Genomic DNA, 22,962 nt, shown 5'->3' with positions numbered 1-22,962 from the left:
GTTATCGGGATTACAGGTTCTCTTAATGCGTATGCATCATGCTAGGCTCTGTTTTTTGACAGATATGAGGAATATACAGCTTAAGGTAAGGCTCGGTCAGTCGGATTGCTTCGTTGGCAAGTTCTGGTGTGATGCAGCCATGTTGGCGATAAGATAACGAGTATATTTTATCTGCGACTTGCAATGAGATAGCGAAGACATTGATGGATTGTGGTAACTGAGGAACATCAAAAAACTGTCGATAAATCGTTTCTACTTCTTTACCAAGAATTAAGTCATTCTCGGTGTCTGCATGTCCTAGTTCAGTGAATGTATGACGACCTAGAATTAACTTTTTAGCAATCGGGTTATTGTTGTAATAATTAACATACGCTGTTTCAATCATGCGATTGATGTCAGTCCAATGATTAACATGCTCGTAATCTATACATTTACCGAGCAGAGAGTCGAAATCAGTAAAAACGTCATCTAATAGATTATGAAATAAGTTCTCTATGTTTGGATAGTGGTGATAAACCGTAGATGTTGCCATTCCACACTCTTTGGCAACATCGTACATTGAAATATCAGTAGCTTCACGGCGTTCCATTAATTGCACAACAGCATCATGAATTCGAATTAACTTTTCTTCGGTTGTTACTTTGCGCATCTAATGATCCTCATTTTTATTTGGAACACAAAAAACATAAAGGGTTTTCAAGAAAAGTTCCAATCGGAATATCGAAACTTAGACTTTATTACCCTTTATTTATATAAAGCATTATAACCCAATATTAAGCATTAATATGTGTCCCCGTTTTTCCTTCTATGATCTCTAATGCACTAGACAGGTCACCAATGTATCCATGCTGTTTTGTTTTTTCTACAAATTGACAACATGCGTCGACCTTCGGCCCCATAGAACCGGCTGGGAAAGTGTACTTTTTCATTTGTTCAACTGACACGTTCTCAAGCTTCTCTTCCTTTGGGGTTCCCCAATCTAAACAAACATGAGAGCCGTCAGTGAGGATCAGTAAATGTTCTGCGCCGATTTCTTCTGCGATAAGAGCCGCTGTCATGTCTTTGTCGATTACCGCTTCAAAACCCACATAAGCGCCATCTTTTTCGACGACTGGAGCGCCACCGCCACCGCCACAAATAATTAGGTGCTCTTTCTCTAGCAAGTCTTTGATGGCTTTTATTTCTAGCACTTCTTTTGGTGAAGGCGATGGCACCACGCGACGCCAGTGTGCGCCATCAGGTTTCACAACCCATTGGTTGGCTTCTGCGAGTTGTTTGGCTTGTTCTTCTGTATAGATAGGGCCAATAAACTTGGCTGGGTCGGCAATTGCAGGATCATTCTCGTCGATAACGATGCGAGTTAGAATCGTGGTCGTAAAGCGGTCTTTAATTGCAGCATTTAGCCCCTGCTGGATAAGGTAACCAATCATTCCTTGAGTCTCGGCACCAAGCACATCAAATGGATAAGGGGGGCAATCTTTATAAGCATTGTTCTGTAATGAGAGTAGGCCGACTTGAGGGCCATTTCCGTGCACAACCACTAAACGGTAGTCTTTGCTGAGTTCAGCCAAAGAGCTGGCGGTTTGCGCGATGCTCTTTTTTTGGTTTTCGCAACTCATTACTTCACCACGCTGTAGTAAAGCATTCCCACCGACAGCAACAACAATAATAGGCTTCGACATGTTTAACTCTCCAAATAATATTTTGCTCAGTGCAAATAAGTTAGCTTGAATTGTATTTAAATATTGTCGGTGTCGTGGGGATAAAAATCACAATTCGATTTGTGCTCAATATTTGATGTTTTTAGTTGCCTATATGTCACAGAAATCCTTAATTACCCCTAGATTAACTAGATATGTGATCTTGGTTTTGAAATAGAAAATGTATTTATTAATCGAATGGTTATTGACCAAAATCAAGTATTCCGGTTTTTAGCATTATAAATCTAATATTTGTTGGGTTTATTTTGTTTTTACCCCGAACTCGTTTATGTAAAACCGATATTCAATTCTCATCCCAGTTCACTTCATCGCTTTGCCGTTTAATTAATCCCGAATTAGAGATTAAGGAGCTAAGAGATGAGTAACGAAACGCAAGGAAAAATGGGGGTTACGGGAATTGCACTCTTTACACTGTGTGCAGTTTTGGTGGTCGACACATTAACCGCGTCAGCCAGTATTGGTGTCAGTGCCATTGGTTGGTGGGTGTTAATGCTGGTCTTCTTTGTCATCCCATATGGCCTAATTACTTCCGAATTGAGTACCACCTACCCGGGTGAAGGTGGGATATACGATTGGGTAAAACAAGCCTTCAACTTTAAATGGGCAGTCAGAACAACGTGGTTTTACTGGATTAACGTTGGTTTATGGATGCCAGCGGTATACATCATGTTTGCAGGTATGTTTGCCGAACTCTTTATGCCGGGCCTGTCTTTATGGGGCCAAATCGCCATCTGTATCTTACTTACCTGGCTAACTGTCTGGATTTGTAATGTGTCAGCTGATATCGGTGTTTGGGTCACCAATATTGGCGCGGTATTAAAAATCATCGTGATCAGCACATTAGGCGTAGGTGGGTTCATCTATGCAATGAAAAACGGCGTTGCCAACGAATTTACGTTGCCAGCTATGATGCCTTCATTGGATTCTGCGGTCTCTTTCTTACCCGCGATTGTGTTCAACCTAATGGGTTTTGAACTGGTTGCGACCATGACTAAAGAAATGAAAGACGTTCGTGATATGCCTAAGGCTGTCTTCCTCTCTATCGGTATCACCGCTTTCTTATACATCTTCGGTACGGTAGGCATTTTGATGGCGCTACCTGTCGAAAGCATTGGCTTGGTGTCTGGCCTTATCGACACATTTAGAACACTTTTCGGCACTGGTGTGGTTGGTACAGCGATGGTGTACATCTTCGGTACTTTCGCTTTGTTAACGCTTATCGGCAACATGGTGAGTTGGACAATGGGCGCTAGCCGAGCTGCTGCTGAAGCCGCTCAAGAAGGTGAACTTCCAGCCCCAGTCGCGAAAGTGTCTGAGAAAGGCTCTCCAGTTGGCGCAAACAACATCACAGGCACAGTATCAACGGTCGTTATCCTGTCTTACGCGCTGTTTGCTCAGGGTAATGATGATCTGTTCTGGTCGATATTTGCCTTCTCTAGCTGCATTTTCTTACTTCCTTACCTGTTCATGTTCCCTGCATACCTAAAGCTTCGAGTGGTTGATGGTCAACGTGAACGCCCATTCAAAGTACCGGGCGGTATGGCGGCTCAGTGGGTCATGTCCATTGTTTGTTTCTTCGTCATCCTTCAAGCCGTGATTTTATTCATATTCCTTGAGGCGCTTGATTTAACCGTTGCTGGTTGGGGATACACAGGACCTGTTTTGATTGGCGTGATTGCCACCGTTCTTGCTGGTGAGTGGATTCTACTCGGCGCGCTAAAGCGCAAGAAACAACAAGGCTCGGACGATAACGACACTGCCGATTCGCAAGATAAAAAAGAAGCTCAAGCATAATTTAGGGGACATAACGATGAAAAAACTGATTGAGACTACTCCAAAACATGATGGCTTCAGAATGCCAGGAGAACACGAGCCACACAGCGAAATTTGGATGGCTTGGCCAGAACGTACCGACAACTGGCGCAATGGTGCAAAACCAGCACAAGCGGTCTTTGCAGACGTTGCTACCAAGATCAGCCATACAACACCAGTCACCATGCTAGCGAGCTCTGAGCAATACGATAATGCGGTATCTCGTTTACCTGAGGACATTCGAGTGTTGGAAATCTCCACTGATGACTCTTGGATGCGCGACATCGGTGCGACTTATGTTGTTGATGACAGTGGTGAGCGCCGAGGTGTGGATTGGGAGTTCAATGCTTGGGGTGGTTTTGTCGATGGTTTGTATTCTCCTTGGAATCGTGACAACCAAGTCGCTCAAAAGATGTGTGAAACCATCCGTGACTCTCGATACCGCGCTCCAATCGTACTAGAAGGCGGCTCAATTCATGTCGATGGTGAAGGCACGCTTTACACAACAGAAGAGTGCTTATTACACGAAAGCCGCAACCCAGATATGAGCAAAGAAGAGCTGACCGAAGTGCTTTGTGAACACCTCAATGTTGAGAAAGTGATTTGGCTACCTCGTGGCTTATACAACGATGAAACCAATGGTCACGTCGACAATATTCTCCACGTTGTGAAGCCGGGTGAAGTGGTTCTCACATGGTGCGATGACAAGAACGATCCTCAATATGAGATCAGCAATGAAGCCTATGACTACATCACCAGTCAGACCGATGCCAAAGGCCGTCAGATAAAGGTACACAAGTTGCCAATGCCAGGCCCTCTATTCATGACCGAGGAAGAAGCGGCGGGTATCGATATCGCAGACGGAATGGAGCGAGAGGCGGGTGAGCGTTTAGCGGCGTCGTACGCCAATTACCTGATTACCAACAACCAAATCGTGCTGCCGTTATTGGACAAACGCTACGACAACGATGTTATTGGGATCTTAGAAGATATTTATCCAGGCTACGAAGTGAACGGCGTCCCAGCGCGAGAAATTTTGTTAGGTGGCGGCAATATCCATTGCATCACACAACAAGTGCCAAGAGTTTAGTTGGAACAATAAAACCAATTTAGAAATAAGAATCAAAAGAAAACAAAGACTTAAAAAAGTCGTTAACACCAATATTTAATCCAAACGTAGCGGTTCTTGAAAGTGATGCCAGGTATTCGAAATCAAATCGCCATGAAAGTGACTGAAAAAGAACCGCACACAAAATTATGAAAAATAGGAACTTATTATGAAATTACCTTCTTCTAGCGCAACTGAACTAAACAAAGCAAACCTAGAGCACATGGTTTCCATGAAAGACTTCTCTGTCGAAGAGATGGACAACATGATGGAGCTGATGACTCACCTGAAACAGGCACGTAAAGACAATGCAATTCCACCTCTGTTCAAAGGCAAATCAGTAGGGATGATCTTTGAAGCGGGCTCCACTCGTACACGTGTTTCTTTCGAGGTGGCGGCAACATTATTGGGTGGTCACGCACTATTCTTGTCTCCAAAAGACATTCACTTAGGTGGTAAAGAGTCTATTGATGATACGTCTCGTGTTTTATCACGTATGTGCGACATCATCATGGCTCGTACTAATAGCCCTGAAACACTCGATGGCCTACTTGAAATGTCGACAGTGCCAGTAATCAACGGTCTTGATACGCGTTTCCACCCAACTCAAATGCTAGCGGATCTCTACACGATCAGAGAGCACATCACCGATGGACGTAGATTGTCAGATCTCACCTTGGCATTCATGGGCGATGCGACAGATGTGTGTCGTTCGCTGATGTTGACGTGTGCTAAGTACGGCATGGGCTTCAAGCAAATTGGTCCTAAGAAATACCACATGGAGCAAGAGTGGATCGACATGGCACTGAACTTCTGTGAAGAGTCTGGTGGCACGATTGAAATTACTGATGATGTAGAGCGTATCAGTGACTGTGATGTGGTGTACGGCGATAGCTTCTACTGGGTGACCCAAATGGATGAGAAGGAAGAGCGTCTTGCGGCATTCATGCCTAACTATGTGATTACCGAAGAGCTAATGGCTAAGGCTCGTCCGGGCGCAATGTTGCTGCATTGCCTACCTGCGAATGACAAAGAAGAAGTGACTCGCGGCGCACTAGAAAGTGAATACTCAGTGGCGTTCGATGAAGCTGAAAACCGACTCACTGCTCAGATGGCGATTTTAGTGTACTTCACACATAAAGATGCGGTTATCCCAACACCAGAAACCGTTAAGCATCACGAAGAAAAAATCAGCAGCTTCTTAAGCACTCTGTAGGGGTTTATTTGTGGGGGCGTAAGAGCCTCCACTGTGATGCTCGAATCAGGCTGAACCAGTATTCATCACGATTTATTGGTTCGGCTATTTTTGTACCTTTTATTTTGAAATGTCGGTAAACATGTAGCTAATTGGCTCTATCTGACATCAATACTCGAATAGGAGATGTATCGACATGAGTGCCGATATTATTAAAGTTTCAAGAAACACTGAAGATGCACCATTGAGCCCTTTCTCAACACAATCGGTGGCATTCTCACACTACAATAACCTGTCTGCTCAATTACCGACTGATCCTAAAACAGGCAGCTTAGTCTTTGGATCTTTAGTGGATCAAACAAAGCAGTGCCTATTGAATATTCAAGCGATAGTGGAGAGCATTGGACATTGTATGCATGATGTTGTGAGAGTGAACGTATACTTGAAAAACATTGCCGATCTTGACACTGTGAATGAAGTTTATGCATCGTTTTTCCAGTCTTACACACCAACGTGTACGACACTTGCTGTTGCTGATTTACCGCTCGAAGGTGCTCATTTGCAAATGGATGCGGTGATCTCTAATGGTGAAGGTACTTACCCACAAGATGCTTGTGAGTTGGTAAAAATCGCGAGAAACACCCAGAACGCACCAGCCAGTTCTTTATCGACTCAGACGGTCGCTTTTTCTCACTATAATCATATTTCAGCTCAGCTGCCGATTGATCCTAAATCGGGCAATATCGTTGTGGGTGGAGCAAAAGAGCACGCGATTCAATGCCTAAAAAATATCAAATCGATACTGGAAAGTATTGAAGTTCCACTTGATGACATCGTAAAGGTTAACATCCATGTGAGAAGCCTTGATGACCTCGCTACCATCAATGAAGTGTACACCACTTTCTTCCCTGACTCGGCGATTGCAAGATCTGTGGGCTATATGCCAGCACGTTCAGTAACTGTGGTTGAAGGCTTAGCTATGGGAGCGTTAGTACAAATGGATGCAACCGTGTCACATGGCGATGGTACACCACCACAAGCTGTTGAAGATCGTCATGGAATAGTGATTAAGGCAAACAACACTAAAGCTGCACCAATCAGCGAGATCTCAACACAAACCGTGGCTTTCTCTCACTACAACAATATCTCCGCACAGCTGCCGCTTGACCCTAAAATTGGTGCGATTGTGACGCATGGTGCCAAAGAGCAGGCGATGCAGTGCCTCAATAATATTAAAGAAGTGATTGAGAGCGTTGGCCATGTCATGGATGACATCGTGAAGCTTAATATCCAATTAATATATATGGCTGATCTAGATGTACTCAATGACGTTTGCACGCATTACTTTGAAGGTCCATTGCCTGCGCGCACGGTTATCGGTGTGTCTGATATTCCTATGGGTGCCTTGGTGCAAATCGATGCGATTGCTTCCAATGGGGAAGGGACTCCACCTAGCCTTTAAGCTATCTATTTAGCATAAAAACAACGAGGGTTAGCTGTGAGGTTAGCCCTCGTTTTACGTCTGTTCCAATAGCAACATAAACAGCGGTTATAGTGTTCATAAGTGGAAAATCAGAGTAGACCAATTAGGATGAATTGAATTAAACCCTACAATTAATTCAATAACATGGTAGTTGCTATGAAGAAAATAACCCTTTTGTCAGTTGCGATTTTATCTAGCCTCTCTTTCTCATCTTTTGCTAAAGACTGCGACCCCAATTTGCTGCCTTCATGGAAGGATAGTGAGAGTAAATCCGCTATCGTGGATTTTGTTGGTCAAGCTACGAAAGCGGAGTCTGATATGTTCGTTGCGGCCCAAGATCGCATCGCTGTATTCGATAACGACGGTACGCTTTGGTCAGAAAAGCCTTATTACTTCCAGCTGGCCTTTGCACTAGATCGTGTAAAAGAGATGGCGCCTGAACATCCTGAATGGAAAACGGAAGCACCGTTTAAGTTCGTGCTTGAAGATGACATTAAGAGTGTTCTAGGAAGCGGCGAAGAAGGTTTATTGAAAATTATCATGGCGACGCACTCTGGTATGACAGTCAAACAATACCAAAAAGATGTTGAGCAATGGTTAGCTGCAGCGAAAGACGCTCGTTTCAACAAAGCCTATACCGATTTGACTTACCAACCAATGAAAGAGATGCTGGCTTACTTGCAAGAGCATGACTTTAAAACTTACATAGTGTCGGGTGGCGGCGTTGATTTCATGAGAGTGTGGGCTCCCGAGGCCTATAATATCCCGCCAGAACAGATCATTGGCAGCGCGCTTAAATACAACTACAGCTTCAACGACGGCAACCCGACTGTAACCAAAGACTCGTCCATTTTGACGATTGATGATAAAGCCGGAAAGGTCACCAATATTCAGCATATTATCGGCAAGAAACCTATTCTAGCGGTCGGTAACTCAGACGGTGATCAAGCCATGATGCAATGGGCAACGAGCCAACCCAACTCTATGGCGATGATTGTTCATCACACTGATGCTGAGCGCGAGTGGCAGTACGATCGTGAGTCCCATGTGGGCAAGCTAGATAAAGCACTCGATGAAGCGAACTCTAGAGATGATTGGACGTTAATCGACATGAAATCCGATTGGTGTGAAGTGTATTAACGCTCATAAACATTCAGATAAAACAACAAAGGCTCGGATGGTTCATTCGAGCTTTTTTGCTAAATAGCGAAGGCTTCGTCTCATTTTCAGCAAGAACGTACTATAAATTTTTAACGCATGACGCTTTAATCGGGATAGTCAGAAATTAAAGGAATAAAAAATGAAAACGATCGGTTTGCTTGGTGGCATGAGTTGGGAATCGACCATGAGCTATTACAAATCCATTAACGAAGGTGTTAAAGCGACGCTGGGTGGGCTTAACTCGGCAAAGATTTGTATGTATAGCGTGAACTTCGATGAGATTGAAAAGTTACAAAACCAAGGCCGTTGGGCTGAGACGGCCGATATTTTAGCTGACGCGGCATTGTCGGTAGAGAAGGGCGGGGCTGATTTCATTCTGATTTGTACCAATACCATGCATAAGGTCGTTCCTGAGATCGAAGATAAGATCACGATCCCTATCTTACATATCGCTGATACCACAGCGCAGAAGCTGCTTGAACAGGGCGTAAAGAAAGTAGGATTACTCGGTACCGCTTTCACGATGGAACAAGATTTCTATAAAGGGCGCCTGACTAACAAGTTCGGTATTGGTGTTGTGATTCCAGATGAGAATGACCGACAGAAAGTGCACAACATCATTTACCAAGAGCTGTGCCGAGGTGAAGTAAGAGAAGAATCTCGAGCTGTCTATCGTCAAATCATCGAGAAGCTAAGCCAGCAAGGAGCAGAGGCCGTTATTCTGGGCTGTACTGAAATCGCCTTACTGATTCAGCAGCAACATACGGATGTACCGTTGTTTGATACGACAGCAATTCACTCTGAAGCGGCGGTGCGCTTGGCTACGAGCGACTAACATTTAGCGACTCGTTTTTTAGATCCTCGTCATGGCTCCACAACTGTCCTCTTTCAGTTTTTGATCGATTTTTATTTAGTTGAGTGAAAGTTTTTTGTACAAAAGCAGGTCGTTAATTAATGAAGCAATGCTTTGTTTATTAACCAAGGCTTTATCGACAGGTAAGGCTTTAGTTAATAGCTGAGGTATCCGCGCTTTTAAGCACTATGCTTTAGTCATGACTAAAAGAGGAATTATTATGAAATGGCTTATCTTATCTGTAACGCTATTATTCGTGGCAGGATGCCAATCTACGGGGTCTGAATCACAGGTTGGTGATGATATGAATCGAGTACATTCGGGTGGTTGTAGTAGCTAGCCCCAATTTATGTAGCAAAATTTGTTAGCTATCGTTTATAACAACGACCAGTCTAAGGCCTCACGATCAAGTGAGGTTTTGTTTTATTCAAAGGCTATAAAAAACAACTTGGTGATATGGCATATCGTCAGTGGCAGATTTTGTTATTGAGAAAAACCTCAATCCAATACCATAGCTTTGTGGTGGAAGGTTGTAAATTTGTTAATTTGAATTGTTTAAATTCTAGGCTGTGTACTGGATCTCATTTGTCATTTGAGTCCCTTGCTAAGGTAAATAATGAATGTGTAATACCAATCACTTTACTCAACTTAAGAGGTTTCTATGCTAGGTGAAAATCACTCTCTTGTTCACGAATTTCCTGAAATGAAAGACAAAATTGCTGAGCTTGCTAAAACTGACGATGGCTTTGCAGCAGATATGAAGACATACGACAACCTTGATAAAGAGATTCGTAAACTAGAGCTGAAAGATTCACCCATTGATGACGGCTCGATGCACCAACTAAAACATGATCGTTCTGAGCTTAAAGATTCACTGCATGCTCGCTTAATTGCCTAGCTAGCGGGTTATTTTGCTGAATAGCTAAATTAAATAGTTAGTTAGCGAATTGCAGATTGAGATAATAAAAACTCCTTCGGGAGTTTTTTTGTTTCTGCACTCCAGTCCCTATCTGAACGCATAAGAATGTTTGGATACAAGAAACCTTAGATATAGGTAAACTCAATTAGCACTATGGTTTTGTAAATAGGGTATAAAAAAAGCTTAGCGCGGGGGACGCTAAGCTTCGTTGTTAAGTATGTTCTTGAACCATTTTTAGGCTGGTGGGGTTAGCCTACTTGAGAAAAGCTCACTACCTTACTTTGTAGTTTCTCTTTTAAGTAATCAGTCACTGCTTGCTGCTCTGATTCACTCATGTACAGGCCAAGCTTGGTTCTGCGCCACAAGATGTCTTCGTCAGTCATCGCCATCTCTTCATTGATCAAGTAATCGATTTCAACTTGATAAACGCCATGGGCTTCGCTTGAGAATTGGCTGCCAAGGTCAGCTTCGCTATTCGCACCTTCCAGTAGTTTCCACGTGTAAGTACCAAATTGAGTCACGTAGCGAAGCAATAGCGCTTCAGATGCCCAAGGGTATTTAGTGTGGATCATCTTCGCAAGCTGCTCTCTGCTGCAGCTAAAGTTACCGCCTGGAAGCGTGTTGTTGGCTGTCCAAGGCGCACCCATGTTGGTTAGGTGTGGTTCTAACTTCTTAAGTGCCGCTTCGCCGAGTTTACGATAAGTGGTCAACTTACCACCGAAGATCGAAAGCAGTGGTGCTTGATCAAGCTCTGCATCTAATTCCAGCGTGTAGTCACGAGTGATCGCTTGTGGTGAATCCGATTCGTCGTCACAAAGCGGTCTTACGCCACTGTATGTCCAAACCACATCTTCACGGCCAAGTTGTTTAACAAAGTGCTGGTTAACGATATCAATCAAGTAATCCACTTCAACATCATCAATTGCGACGTTACGCGGGTCGCCTTTGTATTCAAGGTCGGTAGTGCCGATGATCGAGAACTTATCTAGGTAAGGGATCATGAACACAATGCGATTGTCTTTGTTTTGCAGAATGTACGCTTGTGGTTCGTCATGAATGCGTGGCACAACAATGTGTGAGCCTTTGATCAGACGAATATTACGAGGCGAAGCCTGCTCTAATCCATCATCAAAGAACTGTTTAACCCAAGGGCCTGCAGCGTTAACAAGCGCTTTTGCTTTGCGTTCAAAGCGTTGGTTTGTCATGACATCAAGGATCGTCACATGCCAAATACCACCTTCACGGTGCGCTTTTTCAACACGGCAGTAGTTACGTACTTCTGCGTTGTTTTCTTTTGCTGCTAATACGTTGAGCAATACCATGCGCGCATCATCAACCCAGCAATCTGAGTATTCGAAACCGGTCTTCATTTCTGGCTTCAGTAAACCTGATTTAGCCAAGTTCACCGTTTTACTTCCAGGAAGTGTGGTGCGTTTACCCAAGTTATCGTAAAGGAATAAGCCACAGCGGATCATCCAAGCTGGGCGTAAAAATGGTCGATGAGGTAAACGGAAACGCATTGGTTGAGCAACATGAGGTGCTTTTCTTAACAATACTTCGCGTTCTGCAAGCGCTTCCGAAACCAAACGAAACTCGTAATGTTCAAGGTAACGTAAGCCACCGTGGATCAGTTTTGAACTTGCAGATGAAGTAGCAGAAGCAAAATCATTTGCTTCGTATAAGCCAACGTTGAGACCACGACCTGCTGCATCTGCCGCGATACCTGCACCATTGATGCCGCCGCCAATCACGATCAAGTCTAAAGTGGAAGATGTACTGTTGTTTGAATTATTTTGTTGAGCACTCATGATTTTGACCTCTTGCTGAGCGAACGAGCATTTTAGAACATAAGTGAATCCTATCTTAACTTTCGTTTGCGGTCATTTATTATTTTCGTTTATGCGCGTTTTATGTGATTTGGACATAAAAAAACCTCTGCTTATGAAAGCAGAGGTTCAAATAAATCTAATTCGAGCATAGAAGCGACACTGGTAGTGAGCAAGTTTTACTTTTTTAACTTTTCTATAAAGAATCGTGATTCGTTTAAGAAAATGGCTTCACTGAGCACTTATGTTGAGTTATTCGCTCACAGGACGAGCGGTATCAATCACTTCTAATGGTATTGCTGAATCTTTAAGGATGTTGAGAATCTCTTCCGGTGGCTGCTTATTAGTAAACACCATGTGCGCTTGAGAGATGTTGCCGAGCTTAACCATCGCGTTACGACCAAACTTAGTGTGGTCGACGGCTAAGAAGATACTGCGGCTGTTTTCGATGATGGCTTGTTTCACTCGAACTTCATGATAGTCAAAATCGAGCAGTGAGCCGTCAAAGTCGATACCACTGATCCCTAAAATGCCGAAATCAAGACGGAACTGTTTAACGAAATCTAGTGTTGCTTCACCCACGATGCCGCCATCACGGTTTCTCACTTCGCCACCCGCCAAGATAACCTTTATCTCTGGGTTTGGAAGAAGGATGCTCGCAACATTGATGTTGTTGGTCACGACTCTCAATTGTTTGTGATTTTTGTTGAGTGCGCGGGCGACTGATTCTGGTGTAGTGCCGATATCAACGAACAGGGTTGCACCATCAGGGATGTGTTTAACCAGTTCATCGGCAATCACGTCTTTTTCGTTGAAGTTAAGTGCTTTACGCGTGTTATAAGAGGTGTTTTCCGAGCTTAAAGGAATGGTTGCACCACCGTGATAGCGACGGATTTTGTTGCTATCAGCCAGCTCATTGAGGTCTCGTCTGATGGTTTGTGGGCTGACATCGAATTTTTCAACGAGCTCTTCTGTGCTCACATATCCTTGTGTTTTTACCAGGTCTACAATCTGCTGGTGTCTTGGTATCTGCTTCACTTAACTTACCACTCCCTGCGCGCAAAGGGCTCTAGCGCGTCAAAATCGAAAATATAAACTCACGCTATTGTGCTCGAATTGATGAAAAGAGAGAAGTAATGATGGTAAGGAATCATGTCTAAACCGCAAAAACGCTGCTCAAAACATGGAATTTGAGCCTGAAACGCAAAAAAGAGCACAAAATAGTGCTCTTTTTAGTTTCGTTTGCTGAGGTTCGAACAATCTAATCGACTAAGAAGGGATTATTCGTGCTCCTCTGTTAACTCAAGCTTAGATTACTCTTCGTCGTCATCGTGCAGTTCAGACCAAACTTGTGCACACTTGATTGCACGCTTCCAGCCTTTGTAACGGCGGTTACGCTTCTCTTCGTCGTGGTGTGGCATGAAGGTGCGATTCAAAACGGCTTTGTCTTGAAGCTCGTCAATGCTGTCCCAGAAACCAACCGCTAGGCCAGCAAGGTAAGCGGCACCCAGAGCGGTCACTTCCGTTACTTCAGGGCGGTGAACTTCTGTATCTAGCACGTCTGATTGGAACTGCATTAGGAAGTTGTTCGCTACTGCACCGCCATCAACACGTAGGTTTGCTAGCTTGATGCCAGAGTCCGCTTGCATCGCATCCAGTACGTCACGAGTTTGGTAAGCAATACCTTCCAGTGTTGCACGGATGATGTGGTTCGAGTTAACACCACGAGTTAGACCAACAATCGTACCGCGAGCGTAAGCATCCCAGTATGGTGCGCCTAGGCCAGTGAATGCAGGAACCACGTAAACGCCGTTTGAAGAGTCTACTTTGGTTGCGAAGTACTCAGAGTCTTCTGCGCCAGCCAGTAACTTCATCTCATCACGTAGCCATTGGATTGATGCACCGCCCATGAATACCGCACCTTCCAGTGCGTATGCAGGTTCACCTTTAGGGCCACATGCCAGTGTTGTTAGTAGGCCGTTTTTCGAGGTTACTTTCTCTTGGCCTGTGTTCATCAGAAGGAAACAACCTGTGCCGTACGTGTTCTTCGCTTGGCCAGCTTCTACACACATTTGACCGTAAAGTGCAGCTTGTTGGTCACCCGCAATACCCGCGATTGGGATACGAGTACCACCTTTACCACCAAGGTTCGTTTGACCGTACACTTCAGAAGAACGCTTCACTTCTGGCATCATTGATGAAGGGATACCCATCTCATCAAGTAGCTTTTGATCCCAGCATAGGTCGTTGATGTTAAATAACATAGTACGTGACGCGTTAGTGTAATCCGTAACGTGTACACGTCCTTGAGTCATCTTCCAAACCAACCAAGTATCAACCGTACCGAATAGCAATTTGCCTGCTTCAGCGTCTTCGCGAGCACCTTCAACGTTGTCTAGAATCCATTTTACTTTTGTACCTGAGAAATACGGGTCAAGGACTAAGCCAGTATTGTCACGTACGTAGTCTTCTAGGCCACGTGCTTTTAGGTCTTCACAGATGTCTGCTGTACGGCGACACTGCCATACGATTGCGTTATAAACAGGCTTGCCTGTCTCTTTGTTCCAAACAATGGTGGTTTCACGTTGGTTAGTGATACCAATGCCTGCTAGCTCATCGCTGCGGATGCCTGCTTTAGCAAGTGCTTCAACCAATGTAGAGCTTTGAGTCGCCCAGATTTCCATTGGATCGTGCTCAACCCAACCAGCTTTTGGATAAATCTGAGTAAATTCGCGTTGAGAAGAGCTTACGATGTTTGCATCGTGGTCGAGGATTACAGCGCGAGAGCTTGTGGTGCCTTGGTCTAGGGCAACAATGTATTTTTGCTCGGTCATGGTAAGAATCCTTTTTCTTTCGTTATTTATATTTTAGTAAATGTAAGGTCGCTTAGGGATTAAGCTTGAGCTTGTTCAGCTTCTTCTTCTGTTTCACATTGGTTTGGAATTGTGCAGCCTTGGCCTTCTACTGGTAGGTAAGCACCGATAACACGTGGGTACAACCAACCACCAAAACACGCACCAGCAATTGGAGCAAGAATTGGAACGATGAAGTAAGGAATATCACGTGCACCGCTTAGTGCGAAATCCCAACCTGCAAAGTAAGCGAACAGTTTTGGTCCGAAGTCACGAGCAGGGTTCATTGCAAAGCCCGTCAGTGGACCTAAAGAACCACCGATAACCGCGATAAGAATACCGATCAGTAGAGGGTTCATTGCACCGCGAGATGCGCCGTTGTTCTCATCACCTAACGCTAAAATGGCAAACATCAACACTGCAGTAATCACGAATTCCACAGCAAAAGCGCCGAAGAAAGAAAGTGAAGCATGTGGGTAAGTCGAGAAGATACCAGCAGTTGATAGTGCGTCTTGGCTGCTACGAACAAAGTTATGTGCGATTTCGTAGTCAGTAAATAGGTTGCTGTACAGGCTGTAAACCAATGCTGCAGAGCAGAAAGCGCCAAGCAGTTGCGAAATGATGTAAGGCACCACTTTCGCTTTATCAAAACCATGGAACATGGCCAGTGCAATCGTTACGGCTGGGTTGATGTGTGCGCCTGAAACGCCGGCAGTACAGTAAATTGCAATCGCAACACCGAAGCCCCAGATGATGCTGATTTCCCATTGTCCGAATGTCGCACCGGTTAATACCAGAGCGGCCACACAGCCAACGCCAAAGAATATGAGTAATCCTGTACCGATAAATTCAGCCAAGCATTGCCCAAATAAAGAAGGGTGTTTGTTTGTTGTCATGTTCGAGTCCTTTTTAGTTTTGCTTATCTAGCACGTGTATTGTGCATATATTTGCGAACTCGAAAATAAACGAACATCAAAATTGAGCGTTTGAGCGTAAAATTGTTAATTAAAGTCACTTGAAATGTTAATCCGAACACTTTTGCTCGAAAAAGATGCTCGCATGAACGTCATTGCTCGAATTGATAGGTTGCGAAGCCGCTCAAACTACCTATATGTAAATGAATGCGCAACTGGTACGAGGAGTTTATGTTTGGATTTGTGATGCTACTTCGTGAGTGGCGGATTATTAGACTTAATTAGGGAGGGCTATGTGATGTTTTTGCTATGTAACAAGGGCGTTAACAAATGAGCTTATATGCATAAATGAATAAACTGCCAACTATGTTGTAGTTTGGCAGTTTTCATTTGGGTGTATGTTCTTGTTATACGATACGAACTTACCGCTCTAAACCAGAGCTGCCACTTTCCCTTTCGCTACTAATTGATCTCGAACCGAGTCATACGCCCAGTTGAACGCAATCGCGTAAAGTACGAAGAAAATAACTAGGCCGATGTCCATGATCAGTACGGTTAGGAAGTCGAGTTGTAGAACCCACATCAAGACAGGTAGAGTCACTGTCATTAAGCCAAGCTCAAAACCTAATCCGTGCAGGATACGTGTTTTCGTGGTTCTTTTGCTTCGGTCTGTTCCGTAAATTTTGTCGTAGCCATAGTTGTAAACGTAGTTCCAAGCCATCGCTATCAATGATATTGCAAGCGCTAAGCCTGCCATTTCACCTGCGCCATTTCCTGTAACATAGGTTGCAAGCCCTGCCATTAGAACCAAAGCAACCAATTCAAATAGCACCATGTGCAACATGCGTTCTTTATGTGACATTTTTCTAACTCTCTTTACGATTAAATAGCCGCCGATGGGCTAATGACTTGGCTAGATAATATCTACTTAAGTGATAATATAAAGATAGTTAGTATCACATATAGTGATAGTAAGTTTGGGAGAAACCGAATGTACAACATTGAACAACTGAAAATGTTTGTGTATGCCGTTGAATTAGGGTCATTTTCTGCCAGTGCTCGTCATTTGGGTAAGGTACAGTCGGCGGTGAGCCAAGGCATCAGTAATCTTGAAATCGATTTTAATGTTGAGCTTTTTGATCGTTCGACTCGAAAGCCTTCACTAACCAAAGCGGGCGAGCAGTTATTTAAACAGGTGAAAGCAATCGTGCTTCAGGTTGAAGATCTGAATGTGACGGTTAACGCGATGGGTAGCGGTGAAGAGGGGCTCATCAAAATTGCATTAGATGATTCATTGCTGGTTCCGAACCTATCTAAGATCCTTAGTCAGTTCAGTCAACAATTCCCTGCGACCGAAGTTGAACTGGTTGCGTGTACCACGACAGAGGTCAATCCGTTGATTATCGAAGAGAGGGCCGACATTGGATTGATGTTTACCAACTTGGCTTTTGATGTCGGCTCTGAGCCTTGCTTTATCGGTCACTTACCGTTTATTGCTGTGTGTCATCCAAGTCATGCGCTCGCAAAAACAGGTGTGGCGAAACTCACTGACTTACTCCCGCATCGTCAGTTAATGTTGAGGGGAGACAAAGGCAAGGTGATGGATCAGTTTCCGCTGATTGCCGGAAAGGTATGGTGGTCAAACAGCTTTATTGTGATCAAAGAGATGGTACTTGGCAGCGATATTGGCTGGGCATACTTACCGAGTTACTTGGTGGAACATGAGATTCAACAAGGAAAGCTTAACCAGATAAACGTCTCGTTTGACCATAAAACATGGTCGCCTCCTGTCGATTTGGTGATCTCCAAGAAAGCGATGAAAGGGCCGGGCTTGCTGTGGTTGGAAGACAACCTCAAAACCTTACTCGATTGATCTTTTCCAAACCATAGACAAATGAAAGGGCTTACCCCGAAAGGTAAGCCCTTAGTTTTTCTAATCTTCTGCTAGATGCTAGATGCTAGATGCTAGATGCTAGATTTAACCGTCAGACCGTTGTAGTACTTGTCTTTCATCTTAAGCGCAACGTTCACTAGGTAAATCAATACTGGCACTTCAATCAGTGGACCGATAACGCCTGCAAACGCTTGGTCTGAATTGATACCGAATACTGAGATAGCAACGGCAATCGCTAGCTCGAAGTTGTTGCCTGTCGCTGTGAATGCGATTGATGCGTTCTTGTCGTACTCAATGCCCATCTTCTTGCCAATGAAGAAGCTGATGAAGAACATCGCTGTGAAGTAGATAGTCAGTGGAACAGCAATCAACAATACGTCCATTGGCAGTTCAACAATCATCTCGCCTTTTAGGCTGAACATCAGCACGATAGTCGCCAGTAGAGCAATCAGTGTGATTGGTGAGATACGTGGAATGAACACACCGTTGTACCACTGCTCGCCTTTCATCGACACTAGGATCTTACGGCTTAAGAAGCCCGCTAGGAATGGTATACCTAGGTAGATAAGAACACTGTGTGCAATATCGATCATTGAGATATCAACCATCATGCCTTCGTAACCAAATACTGGTGGAAGAACGCTGATGAATAGCCACGCCATAAAGCTGTAGCTCACCACTTGGAATGCACTGTTTAGAGCAACTAATGCCGCACCGTATTCTTTGTTACCACCGCCGATGTCGTTCCAAACCAGAACCATTGCCACACAACGAGCAAGACCAATCAGAATCACACCGACCATGTAACCTGGGTGGTCGCCTAAGAATGTTAGCGCCAACACAAACATCAGAATTGGGCCGACAAACCAGTTCATGATCAAAGATAGTTTGATCGCTTTCTTATCTTTTACCACGGTGCCTAGCAGGTTGTAGTTAACCTTAGCCAGAGGTGGGTACATCATTAAGATAAGGCCAATTGCCAGTGGAATGTTGGTTGTGCCAACAGACATTGATTCGTTCCACTGTTCGATTTGTGGAAACAAGGTGCCAAGCAGTACACCAATGCCCATGGCGATGAAGATCCACAGCGTTAAGTAGCGATCGAGAAAACCTAATTTTGGTTTCATTATATTATCTCTTTGGTTGTTATCGTTAATCGTCGAAAAGCGATATTTAAAGGCAAAAAATACGCTTAGTTTATTGTGTTCGACAAACTAAGCGTGGTTAATCTATTTTAATATGGTGTCTATCAGCGACTCAAATTGCTGAATATTATCTCGATTAATTCGGTAGCACATCTTCGGTGGTATTGATTCAGCAGTGATGAAGCCTGAGGTTTTCAAGATTCTTAGGTGCTCTGATACGGTTGACTGAGCTAAACCTAATTCGCTAACCAAGTCACTGTTCAAACAGCCCCCCGATTTTTCTAACGTTGAAAGGATACTCAATATACGAACTCTTGCTGGGTGAGCGAGCGCTTTAGCCAGAGCGGCCATTTGTGTTTCAGCTTCGGCATCACCATGTCCGATTGGCAGAGCACAGCCACCAGTTGTAGGGCAAGTTTCGTTCATATTGATGTTTCGCTTTCCATAATCGTTAAAAGACGATTAATAGTAAGCCCATTTTATATAAGGGTCAATGTGATCTTTCAATTTGCTTCTAAATTTGATGTCAAAATCCATATTTATCATTGAAATTCAATGGACTAAGACTTGGATGAACCAAACCAGTATAACGGCCACTTTTGTTCTGAATAGCTGTTATTCAATAGCGCACCAATACCAACCAAAGCGATGCTGCCTACTAATACGGGAGTGAATAAGAACATCCAATCCACATGTGCGGTACCTGCCAAAGCTATCACAATCGGATTGGCGCCAGCGGGTGGGTGAACCGCTCGACAGTATTGCATTAGCATGATGGATGAGCCGACAGCGATAGCCATAGTCAAATAAGAATCCCCAAAGCCATATAACGCGATTAAGCCCACAACAGCTGAAATAAAGTGTCCCGCAATGACGTTTCTAGGTTGAGCTAACGGCGATGTTGGCACCGCAAACAGCAGTACGCACGTCGCACCAAATGGAGCCATTAACCACGGGAACCCAGAACTTTCGGCTAATAGACACAAGGTCAAGATGCCCAGCGTACCGCCAATAAAACCTTTAATAAGCTGGCTAATGCTTGCTTTCGGAGGAAGGGCTCCACCACCAGATAGTTTGTTGATCATAATCGTTTCCTCTTCGTTATCTCTTTTATATTAAGTGTACAGATCTGTACCATTTGATTTGGATGATACAGATCTGTACACTTCTTGCAATGATAAATTGAGCTCTACGATTTCAGAGCGATTTGAGGTTGATGAACGATGAGTAAAAAAGATTTGATTCTGGATGTAGCAGAGTCGTTGTTTAATCAGTTTGGTTATACCGCTGTTGGGGTGGATATGATCCGAGACGAAGCGGCGGTTTCCAAAACATCTATGTACCGCCATTTTGGCTCGAAAACCAAGCTGATTGAAGCTGTGTTAGAAAGGCGTCATCAGCGTTTCGAGTCGAGTTTAGAAGCGGCACTATTATCAACTTCTGGATTACAAAACCAACTGGATGCGCTGTTAGATTGGCATCTTGCGTGGTTTGAACAACCTGACTTCAAAGGCTGCATGTTCATGCACGCGCTAGCCGAATTTAAAGAGTCGGAAGATGACATTACGATGCTCTCGCGACAGCACAAGGTTTGGCTCAAAAACAGCATTCGTGATGTGGTAAGAGGTAATGAAGAAGTAGACACTGCAATACTCGAATTACGCAGTGAATCGGTTATGACTTTTATCGAAGGACTTATTGTAAGAGGTGAATTTGGTCAGCTTGATTCAAAGTCAGACTCAAACAGACAAGCCTACCGAAAAGCATTGCATTCACTGGCTATTCTAGCGATATAATCGAACGCAGAACCGTTACACAAGATAACGAAAAATCATAATTTACACTTTAATCTTTACTTATAGGTAAGCCCTGAAATGCCACAACAGAACATCAAATTTATCGCTGCTGATATGGACGGCACTCTGCTTAATGAACACGGAAAGTTAGACCCAGAATTCTTCAATCTTTATGAGCGACTAGAAGCTCAAGACATCATTTTTGCGGCGGCATCGGGTCGTCAGTACTACAGCTTGATGGAAACATTTTCTCCGCTAAAAGATCGCATGATGTTCGTTGCTGAAAATGGCACATTGGTGATGCACAAAGGGCAAGAGCTCTACAGCTGCTTACTTGATACTGATGCCATCAAAGACATCATCAAAGAAGCGCGAGCCATTGAAGGTGCACATGTGGTGCTTTGTGGTAAGAAATCAGCGTACATCGAAACCAAAGATGAGCGTGCTTTAGCGGAGATCTCTAAGTACTACCATCGCCGAGAGCAAGTCGAAGACTTACTGGCGGTAGAAGACGATTTCATCAAGGTGGCTATCTGTCACTTCGACGGTTCACAAGAGAAAGTGAACCCAACTATTGATGCCAAATTCGGTGAGAACTACCAAGTGGTTGTGAGTGCAAAAATTTGGTTAGATGTGATGAACGCTGAAGCGTCAAAAGGCGCGGCGATTAAGCATCTACAAAGCACATTAGGCTTCACTTACGAGCAGACCATGAGTTTTGGTGATTACCTGAATGACTTGGAAATGCTTAAAGAGAGCTACCACTCTTACGCGATGGAAAACGCGCATCCAAAGTTAAAAGAGATCGCACGTTTTAGCGCGCCAAGTAACGTCGATGCCGGTGTATTCCAAGTACTTGAGAAACTGCTAGCGTAACGCGGTTAAGCTCAATCCGATTTTTATCAAAGCCAACTCGTGAAGATGAGTTGGCTTTTTTGTTGGTGAGCCTGAGCTTTATAATCCGTCTTAACATTGATTCGCCAACGTACATTCAGGTTTGATTTGTTTACCAAGTTTACTCATCCAAAATGTAGCAGCTAGAACCACAACCCCCGCAATGGTAAAACCGTACACAATGGCATCTGCTTGCGCCAATACCGCAATCAACACATAGCTTAGGCTTTGTGTGAGTGTGGCAAATAGGGCTAGCCCTCCATCCACTCTTCCTCGCTGTTTCATTGCCACCGCGTGGTGCATCCAATTGGTACGTGCGATTCTATTGAGCGCGTTGAATGCCCCGAAGATGAATGTCAGCACAATGATATACGCTGGGTTTTCTACTTGGCTCATGAGCAGTAAAGAGACGGCGATAATCACCATGGCTATTTGGATGATTGTTTTGTGGGAAGCGGACTTTAGAATTAATGGTAAAGACACGCCAATGATCAATGCACCCATGCCGAGTGAGATGTTGTAAAGCGCGAGCCAATCTCCGGTCACATTGAGCTCTGAAAACCAGATAGGAACCAATCGACTTAAAAAAGTCATCATCGGATATGAGAGACAAGAAACAATCAGGAATCCGTAGAATTGTGGCGACTGAGAAAATACTTCCTTAATCTCGGTTAGCTGCTGCTTGAAAGGTGTGTTGACGCTGTCCTTGATTCGTCTTCTGTACGGTGTCATTAGGTAGCTGATAGCTGAAATGGTCGAAGCAATACCTGCAAAAATCGCAAACTCATTGATGCTCCATTGTTCTAGTAGCACAACGCCCAAAGCCCCTGCACCTAATGTTGTCGACTGCAGAATAATTTCTTGGTGGCTAGAGATTTTGGCGTATTCGTGGTGATCGTAATTTTCTTGTGTAAAGGCGTTGTTGGTGTGCCATGCAAGGCTACTTGAGACCCAAAAGATCAGCTGAGCCGCACCTAACACCATAATCGAGCCAAATCCGAGCCAGTATATAGCTGCGACAATAAATGCGGTTGAAGCTTGAATTATCTGCGCGATGATCAGAATGTGTTTACGAGAATGGCGGTCGATCAACGCAGAAAAATACGGGGTTACTAGAAAAGTTGTGACGGTACAAAGCAGGGCGGTCAGTGCGACAAAAGTCCCCATGTTAGGTGTCGCTAGCATTAACCAAGGCAGCGCTAACATAAACAGCCCTGAGCTGATGCCATCAAAGAAACGTCCGGTAAGGTAGGGTGGTGTTTTTCTCTTCATATCGTTGTCTCATAGTCTCTGTTTTGCATAACTCTACAACTTAAAGTTAACTTTAAGTCAAAGGTTAATTGGCAGAAGTTGAAGTTATTTTAGAGGGAAGATATTGATATTTGAACG

Annotated in this window: 21 protein-coding genes; 10 read left to right on the top strand and 11 right to left on the bottom strand. The window is 44.1% G+C overall.

All coding sequences use genetic code 11. The features are described from left to right. Positions 1-22: 22 nt before the first annotated feature. Together CWO08_RS01795 and arcC are read right to left on the bottom strand one after the other, a co-directional pair. Positions 23-649 carry a TetR/AcrR family transcriptional regulator gene (locus tag CWO08_RS01795; RefSeq protein ID WP_108019633.1) on the bottom strand — a complete coding sequence of 209 codons (627 nt, stop codon included), beginning with the start codon at positions 647-649 and terminating at the stop codon, positions 23-25. Between the two features lie 124 nt (positions 650-773). After that, positions 774-1,682 carry a carbamate kinase gene (arcC, locus tag CWO08_RS01790; RefSeq protein ID WP_004732260.1) on the bottom strand — a complete coding sequence of 303 codons (909 nt, stop codon included), beginning with the start codon at positions 1,680-1,682 and terminating at the stop codon, positions 774-776. 396 nt (positions 1,683-2,078) lie between these two features. Between arcC and CWO08_RS01785 the strand changes: the two genes are divergently transcribed. The 7 genes from CWO08_RS01785 (at position 2,079) to CWO08_RS01755 (ending at position 10,231) form a co-directional block, all read left to right on the top strand. Next, positions 2,079-3,515, top strand: coding sequence for an APC family permease (locus CWO08_RS01785; protein WP_108019631.1), 1,437 nt, complete (start codon positions 2,079-2,081; stop codon positions 3,513-3,515). Between the two features lie 16 nt (positions 3,516-3,531). Further along, positions 3,532-4,623, top strand: coding sequence for an agmatine deiminase (gene aguA, locus CWO08_RS01780; protein ID WP_102530206.1), 1,092 nt, complete (start codon positions 3,532-3,534; stop codon positions 4,621-4,623). Positions 4,624-4,810: 187 nt separating this feature from the next. Beyond that, positions 4,811-5,857, top strand: coding sequence for an ornithine carbamoyltransferase (gene argF / locus CWO08_RS01775; protein WP_102530207.1), 1,047 nt, complete (start codon positions 4,811-4,813; stop codon positions 5,855-5,857). A 175-nt stretch (positions 5,858-6,032) separates the two neighbouring features. Next, positions 6,033-7,298: a RidA family protein gene (locus CWO08_RS01770; RefSeq protein WP_108019629.1), complete on the top strand. Its 1,266-nt coding sequence runs from the start codon at positions 6,033-6,035 to the stop codon at positions 7,296-7,298. Positions 7,299-7,475: 177 nt separating this feature from the next. Next, positions 7,476-8,459: an HAD family phosphatase gene (locus tag CWO08_RS01765; RefSeq protein WP_108019777.1), complete on the top strand. Its 984-nt coding sequence runs from the start codon at positions 7,476-7,478 to the stop codon at positions 8,457-8,459. 160 nt (positions 8,460-8,619) lie between these two features. Next, positions 8,620-9,315 (top strand): aspartate/glutamate racemase family protein, encoded by a 696-nt coding sequence (locus CWO08_RS01760; protein ID WP_108019627.1) that lies wholly within the window; start codon positions 8,620-8,622, stop codon positions 9,313-9,315. Between the two features lie 679 nt (positions 9,316-9,994). Next, entirely contained in the window at positions 9,995-10,231 is a 237-nt protein-coding gene (locus CWO08_RS01755) for a YdcH family protein (protein WP_012600119.1), read from the top strand. A gap of 269 nt (positions 10,232-10,500) precedes the next feature. Here the strand turns inward: CWO08_RS01755 and glpD are convergent, their stop codons facing one another. The 5 genes from glpD to CWO08_RS01730 all read right to left on the bottom strand — a co-directional run bounded on the left by glpD (position 10,501) and on the right by CWO08_RS01730 (position 16,706). Next, positions 10,501-12,060 carry a glycerol-3-phosphate dehydrogenase gene (gene glpD, locus CWO08_RS01750; RefSeq protein WP_048669081.1) on the bottom strand — a complete coding sequence of 520 codons (1,560 nt, stop codon included), beginning with the start codon at positions 12,058-12,060 and terminating at the stop codon, positions 10,501-10,503. 270 nt (positions 12,061-12,330) lie between these two features. Then, positions 12,331-13,116, bottom strand: coding sequence for a DeoR/GlpR family transcriptional regulator (locus CWO08_RS01745; protein WP_004732237.1), 786 nt, complete (start codon positions 13,114-13,116; stop codon positions 12,331-12,333). 275 nt (positions 13,117-13,391) lie between these two features. Further along, the gene (gene glpK / locus CWO08_RS01740; protein ID WP_017064019.1) at positions 13,392-14,912 is read right to left on the bottom strand and encodes a glycerol kinase GlpK; all 1,521 of its coding nucleotides are present in this window, start codon (positions 14,910-14,912) and stop codon (positions 13,392-13,394) included. A 59-nt stretch (positions 14,913-14,971) separates the two neighbouring features. Then, positions 14,972-15,826, bottom strand: a complete 855-nt coding sequence (locus tag CWO08_RS01735; RefSeq protein WP_004732234.1) for an MIP/aquaporin family protein — start codon at positions 15,824-15,826, stop codon at positions 14,972-14,974. 448 nt (positions 15,827-16,274) lie between these two features. Further along, a complete protein-coding gene (locus tag CWO08_RS01730; protein WP_048610473.1) occupies positions 16,275-16,706 on the bottom strand; it encodes a PACE efflux transporter in 432 nt (143 codons plus the stop codon). A gap of 129 nt (positions 16,707-16,835) precedes the next feature. Here CWO08_RS01730 and CWO08_RS01725 point away from each other — a divergent pair, with 129 nt between their 5' ends. Continuing rightward, positions 16,836-17,717 (top strand): LysR family transcriptional regulator, encoded by an 882-nt coding sequence (locus CWO08_RS01725; RefSeq protein WP_108019626.1) that lies wholly within the window; start codon positions 16,836-16,838, stop codon positions 17,715-17,717. 92 nt (positions 17,718-17,809) lie between these two features. On the opposite strand, the gene arsB is transcribed toward CWO08_RS01725, so the two are convergent. The 3 genes from arsB to CWO08_RS01710 all read right to left on the bottom strand — a co-directional run bounded on the left by arsB (position 17,810) and on the right by CWO08_RS01710 (position 19,968). Next, positions 17,810-18,865 carry an ACR3 family arsenite efflux transporter gene (gene arsB / locus CWO08_RS01720; RefSeq protein ID WP_108019624.1) on the bottom strand — a complete coding sequence of 352 codons (1,056 nt, stop codon included), beginning with the start codon at positions 18,863-18,865 and terminating at the stop codon, positions 17,810-17,812. A 102-nt stretch (positions 18,866-18,967) separates the two neighbouring features. Beyond that, positions 18,968-19,309, bottom strand: coding sequence for a helix-turn-helix transcriptional regulator (locus tag CWO08_RS01715; protein WP_060980666.1), 342 nt, complete (start codon positions 19,307-19,309; stop codon positions 18,968-18,970). A gap of 134 nt (positions 19,310-19,443) precedes the next feature. After that, the gene (locus CWO08_RS01710; RefSeq protein ID WP_108019622.1) at positions 19,444-19,968 is read right to left on the bottom strand and encodes an HPP family protein; all 525 of its coding nucleotides are present in this window, start codon (positions 19,966-19,968) and stop codon (positions 19,444-19,446) included. Between the two features lie 138 nt (positions 19,969-20,106). On the opposite strand from CWO08_RS01710, the gene CWO08_RS01705 reads away from it, so the two are divergent. Next, positions 20,107-20,679, top strand: a complete 573-nt coding sequence (locus CWO08_RS01705; RefSeq protein ID WP_102478790.1) for a TetR/AcrR family transcriptional regulator — start codon at positions 20,107-20,109, stop codon at positions 20,677-20,679. Positions 20,680-20,757: 78 nt separating this feature from the next. After that, on the top strand, positions 20,758-21,555 hold the full coding sequence (locus CWO08_RS01700) for a Cof-type HAD-IIB family hydrolase (protein ID WP_108019620.1): 798 nt from the start codon (positions 20,758-20,760) through the stop codon (positions 21,553-21,555). A 90-nt stretch (positions 21,556-21,645) separates the two neighbouring features. Here the strand turns inward: CWO08_RS01700 and CWO08_RS01695 are convergent, their stop codons facing one another. After that, a complete protein-coding gene (locus CWO08_RS01695; RefSeq protein WP_108019618.1) occupies positions 21,646-22,845 on the bottom strand; it encodes an MFS transporter in 1,200 nt (399 codons plus the stop codon). Positions 22,846-22,962: the final 117 nt, after the last annotated feature.

It is taken from the genome of Vibrio sp. 10N.286.48.B8, assembly GCF_003050085.1.
Classification (GTDB): Bacteria; Pseudomonadota; Gammaproteobacteria; order Enterobacterales; family Vibrionaceae; genus Vibrio; species Vibrio crassostreae.
This window is presented reverse-complemented; position numbering and strand designations above follow the sequence as displayed.

Bases quoted from the DNA above. Each gene is read 5' to 3' on its own strand.
- CWO08_RS01795 (WP_108019633.1), bottom strand. From the start codon at position 649: ATGCGCAAAGTAACAACCGAAGAAAAGTTAATTCGAATTCATGATGCT.
- arcC (WP_004732260.1), bottom strand. From the start codon at position 1,682: ATGTCGAAGCCTATTATTGTTGTTGCTGTCGGTGGGAATGCTTTACTA.
- CWO08_RS01785 (WP_108019631.1), top strand. From the start codon at position 2,079: ATGAGTAACGAAACGCAAGGAAAAATGGGGGTTACGGGAATTGCACTC.
- aguA (WP_102530206.1), top strand. From the start codon at position 3,532: ATGAAAAAACTGATTGAGACTACTCCAAAACATGATGGCTTCAGAATG.
- argF (WP_102530207.1), top strand. From the start codon at position 4,811: ATGAAATTACCTTCTTCTAGCGCAACTGAACTAAACAAAGCAAACCTA.
- CWO08_RS01770 (WP_108019629.1), top strand. From the start codon at position 6,033: ATGAGTGCCGATATTATTAAAGTTTCAAGAAACACTGAAGATGCACCA.
- CWO08_RS01765 (WP_108019777.1), top strand. From the start codon at position 7,476: ATGAAGAAAATAACCCTTTTGTCAGTTGCGATTTTATCTAGCCTCTCT.
- CWO08_RS01760 (WP_108019627.1), top strand. From the start codon at position 8,620: ATGAAAACGATCGGTTTGCTTGGTGGCATGAGTTGGGAATCGACCATG.
- CWO08_RS01755 (WP_012600119.1), top strand. From the start codon at position 9,995: ATGCTAGGTGAAAATCACTCTCTTGTTCACGAATTTCCTGAAATGAAA.
- glpD (WP_048669081.1), bottom strand. From the start codon at position 12,060: ATGAGTGCTCAACAAAATAATTCAAACAACAGTACATCTTCCACTTTA.
- glpK (WP_017064019.1), bottom strand. From the start codon at position 14,912: ATGACCGAGCAAAAATACATTGTTGCCCTAGACCAAGGCACCACAAGC.
- CWO08_RS01735 (WP_004732234.1), bottom strand. From the start codon at position 15,826: ATGACAACAAACAAACACCCTTCTTTATTTGGGCAATGCTTGGCTGAA.
- CWO08_RS01730 (WP_048610473.1), bottom strand. From the start codon at position 16,706: ATGTCACATAAAGAACGCATGTTGCACATGGTGCTATTTGAATTGGTT.
- CWO08_RS01725 (WP_108019626.1), top strand. From the start codon at position 16,836: ATGTACAACATTGAACAACTGAAAATGTTTGTGTATGCCGTTGAATTA.
- arsB (WP_108019624.1), bottom strand. From the start codon at position 18,865: ATGAAACCAAAATTAGGTTTTCTCGATCGCTACTTAACGCTGTGGATC.
- CWO08_RS01715 (WP_060980666.1), bottom strand. From the start codon at position 19,309: ATGAACGAAACTTGCCCTACAACTGGTGGCTGTGCTCTGCCAATCGGA.
- CWO08_RS01710 (WP_108019622.1), bottom strand. From the start codon at position 19,968: ATGATCAACAAACTATCTGGTGGTGGAGCCCTTCCTCCGAAAGCAAGC.
- CWO08_RS01705 (WP_102478790.1), top strand. From the start codon at position 20,107: ATGAGTAAAAAAGATTTGATTCTGGATGTAGCAGAGTCGTTGTTTAAT.
- CWO08_RS01700 (WP_108019620.1), top strand. From the start codon at position 20,758: ATGCCACAACAGAACATCAAATTTATCGCTGCTGATATGGACGGCACT.
- CWO08_RS01695 (WP_108019618.1), bottom strand. From the start codon at position 22,845: ATGAAGAGAAAAACACCACCCTACCTTACCGGACGTTTCTTTGATGGC.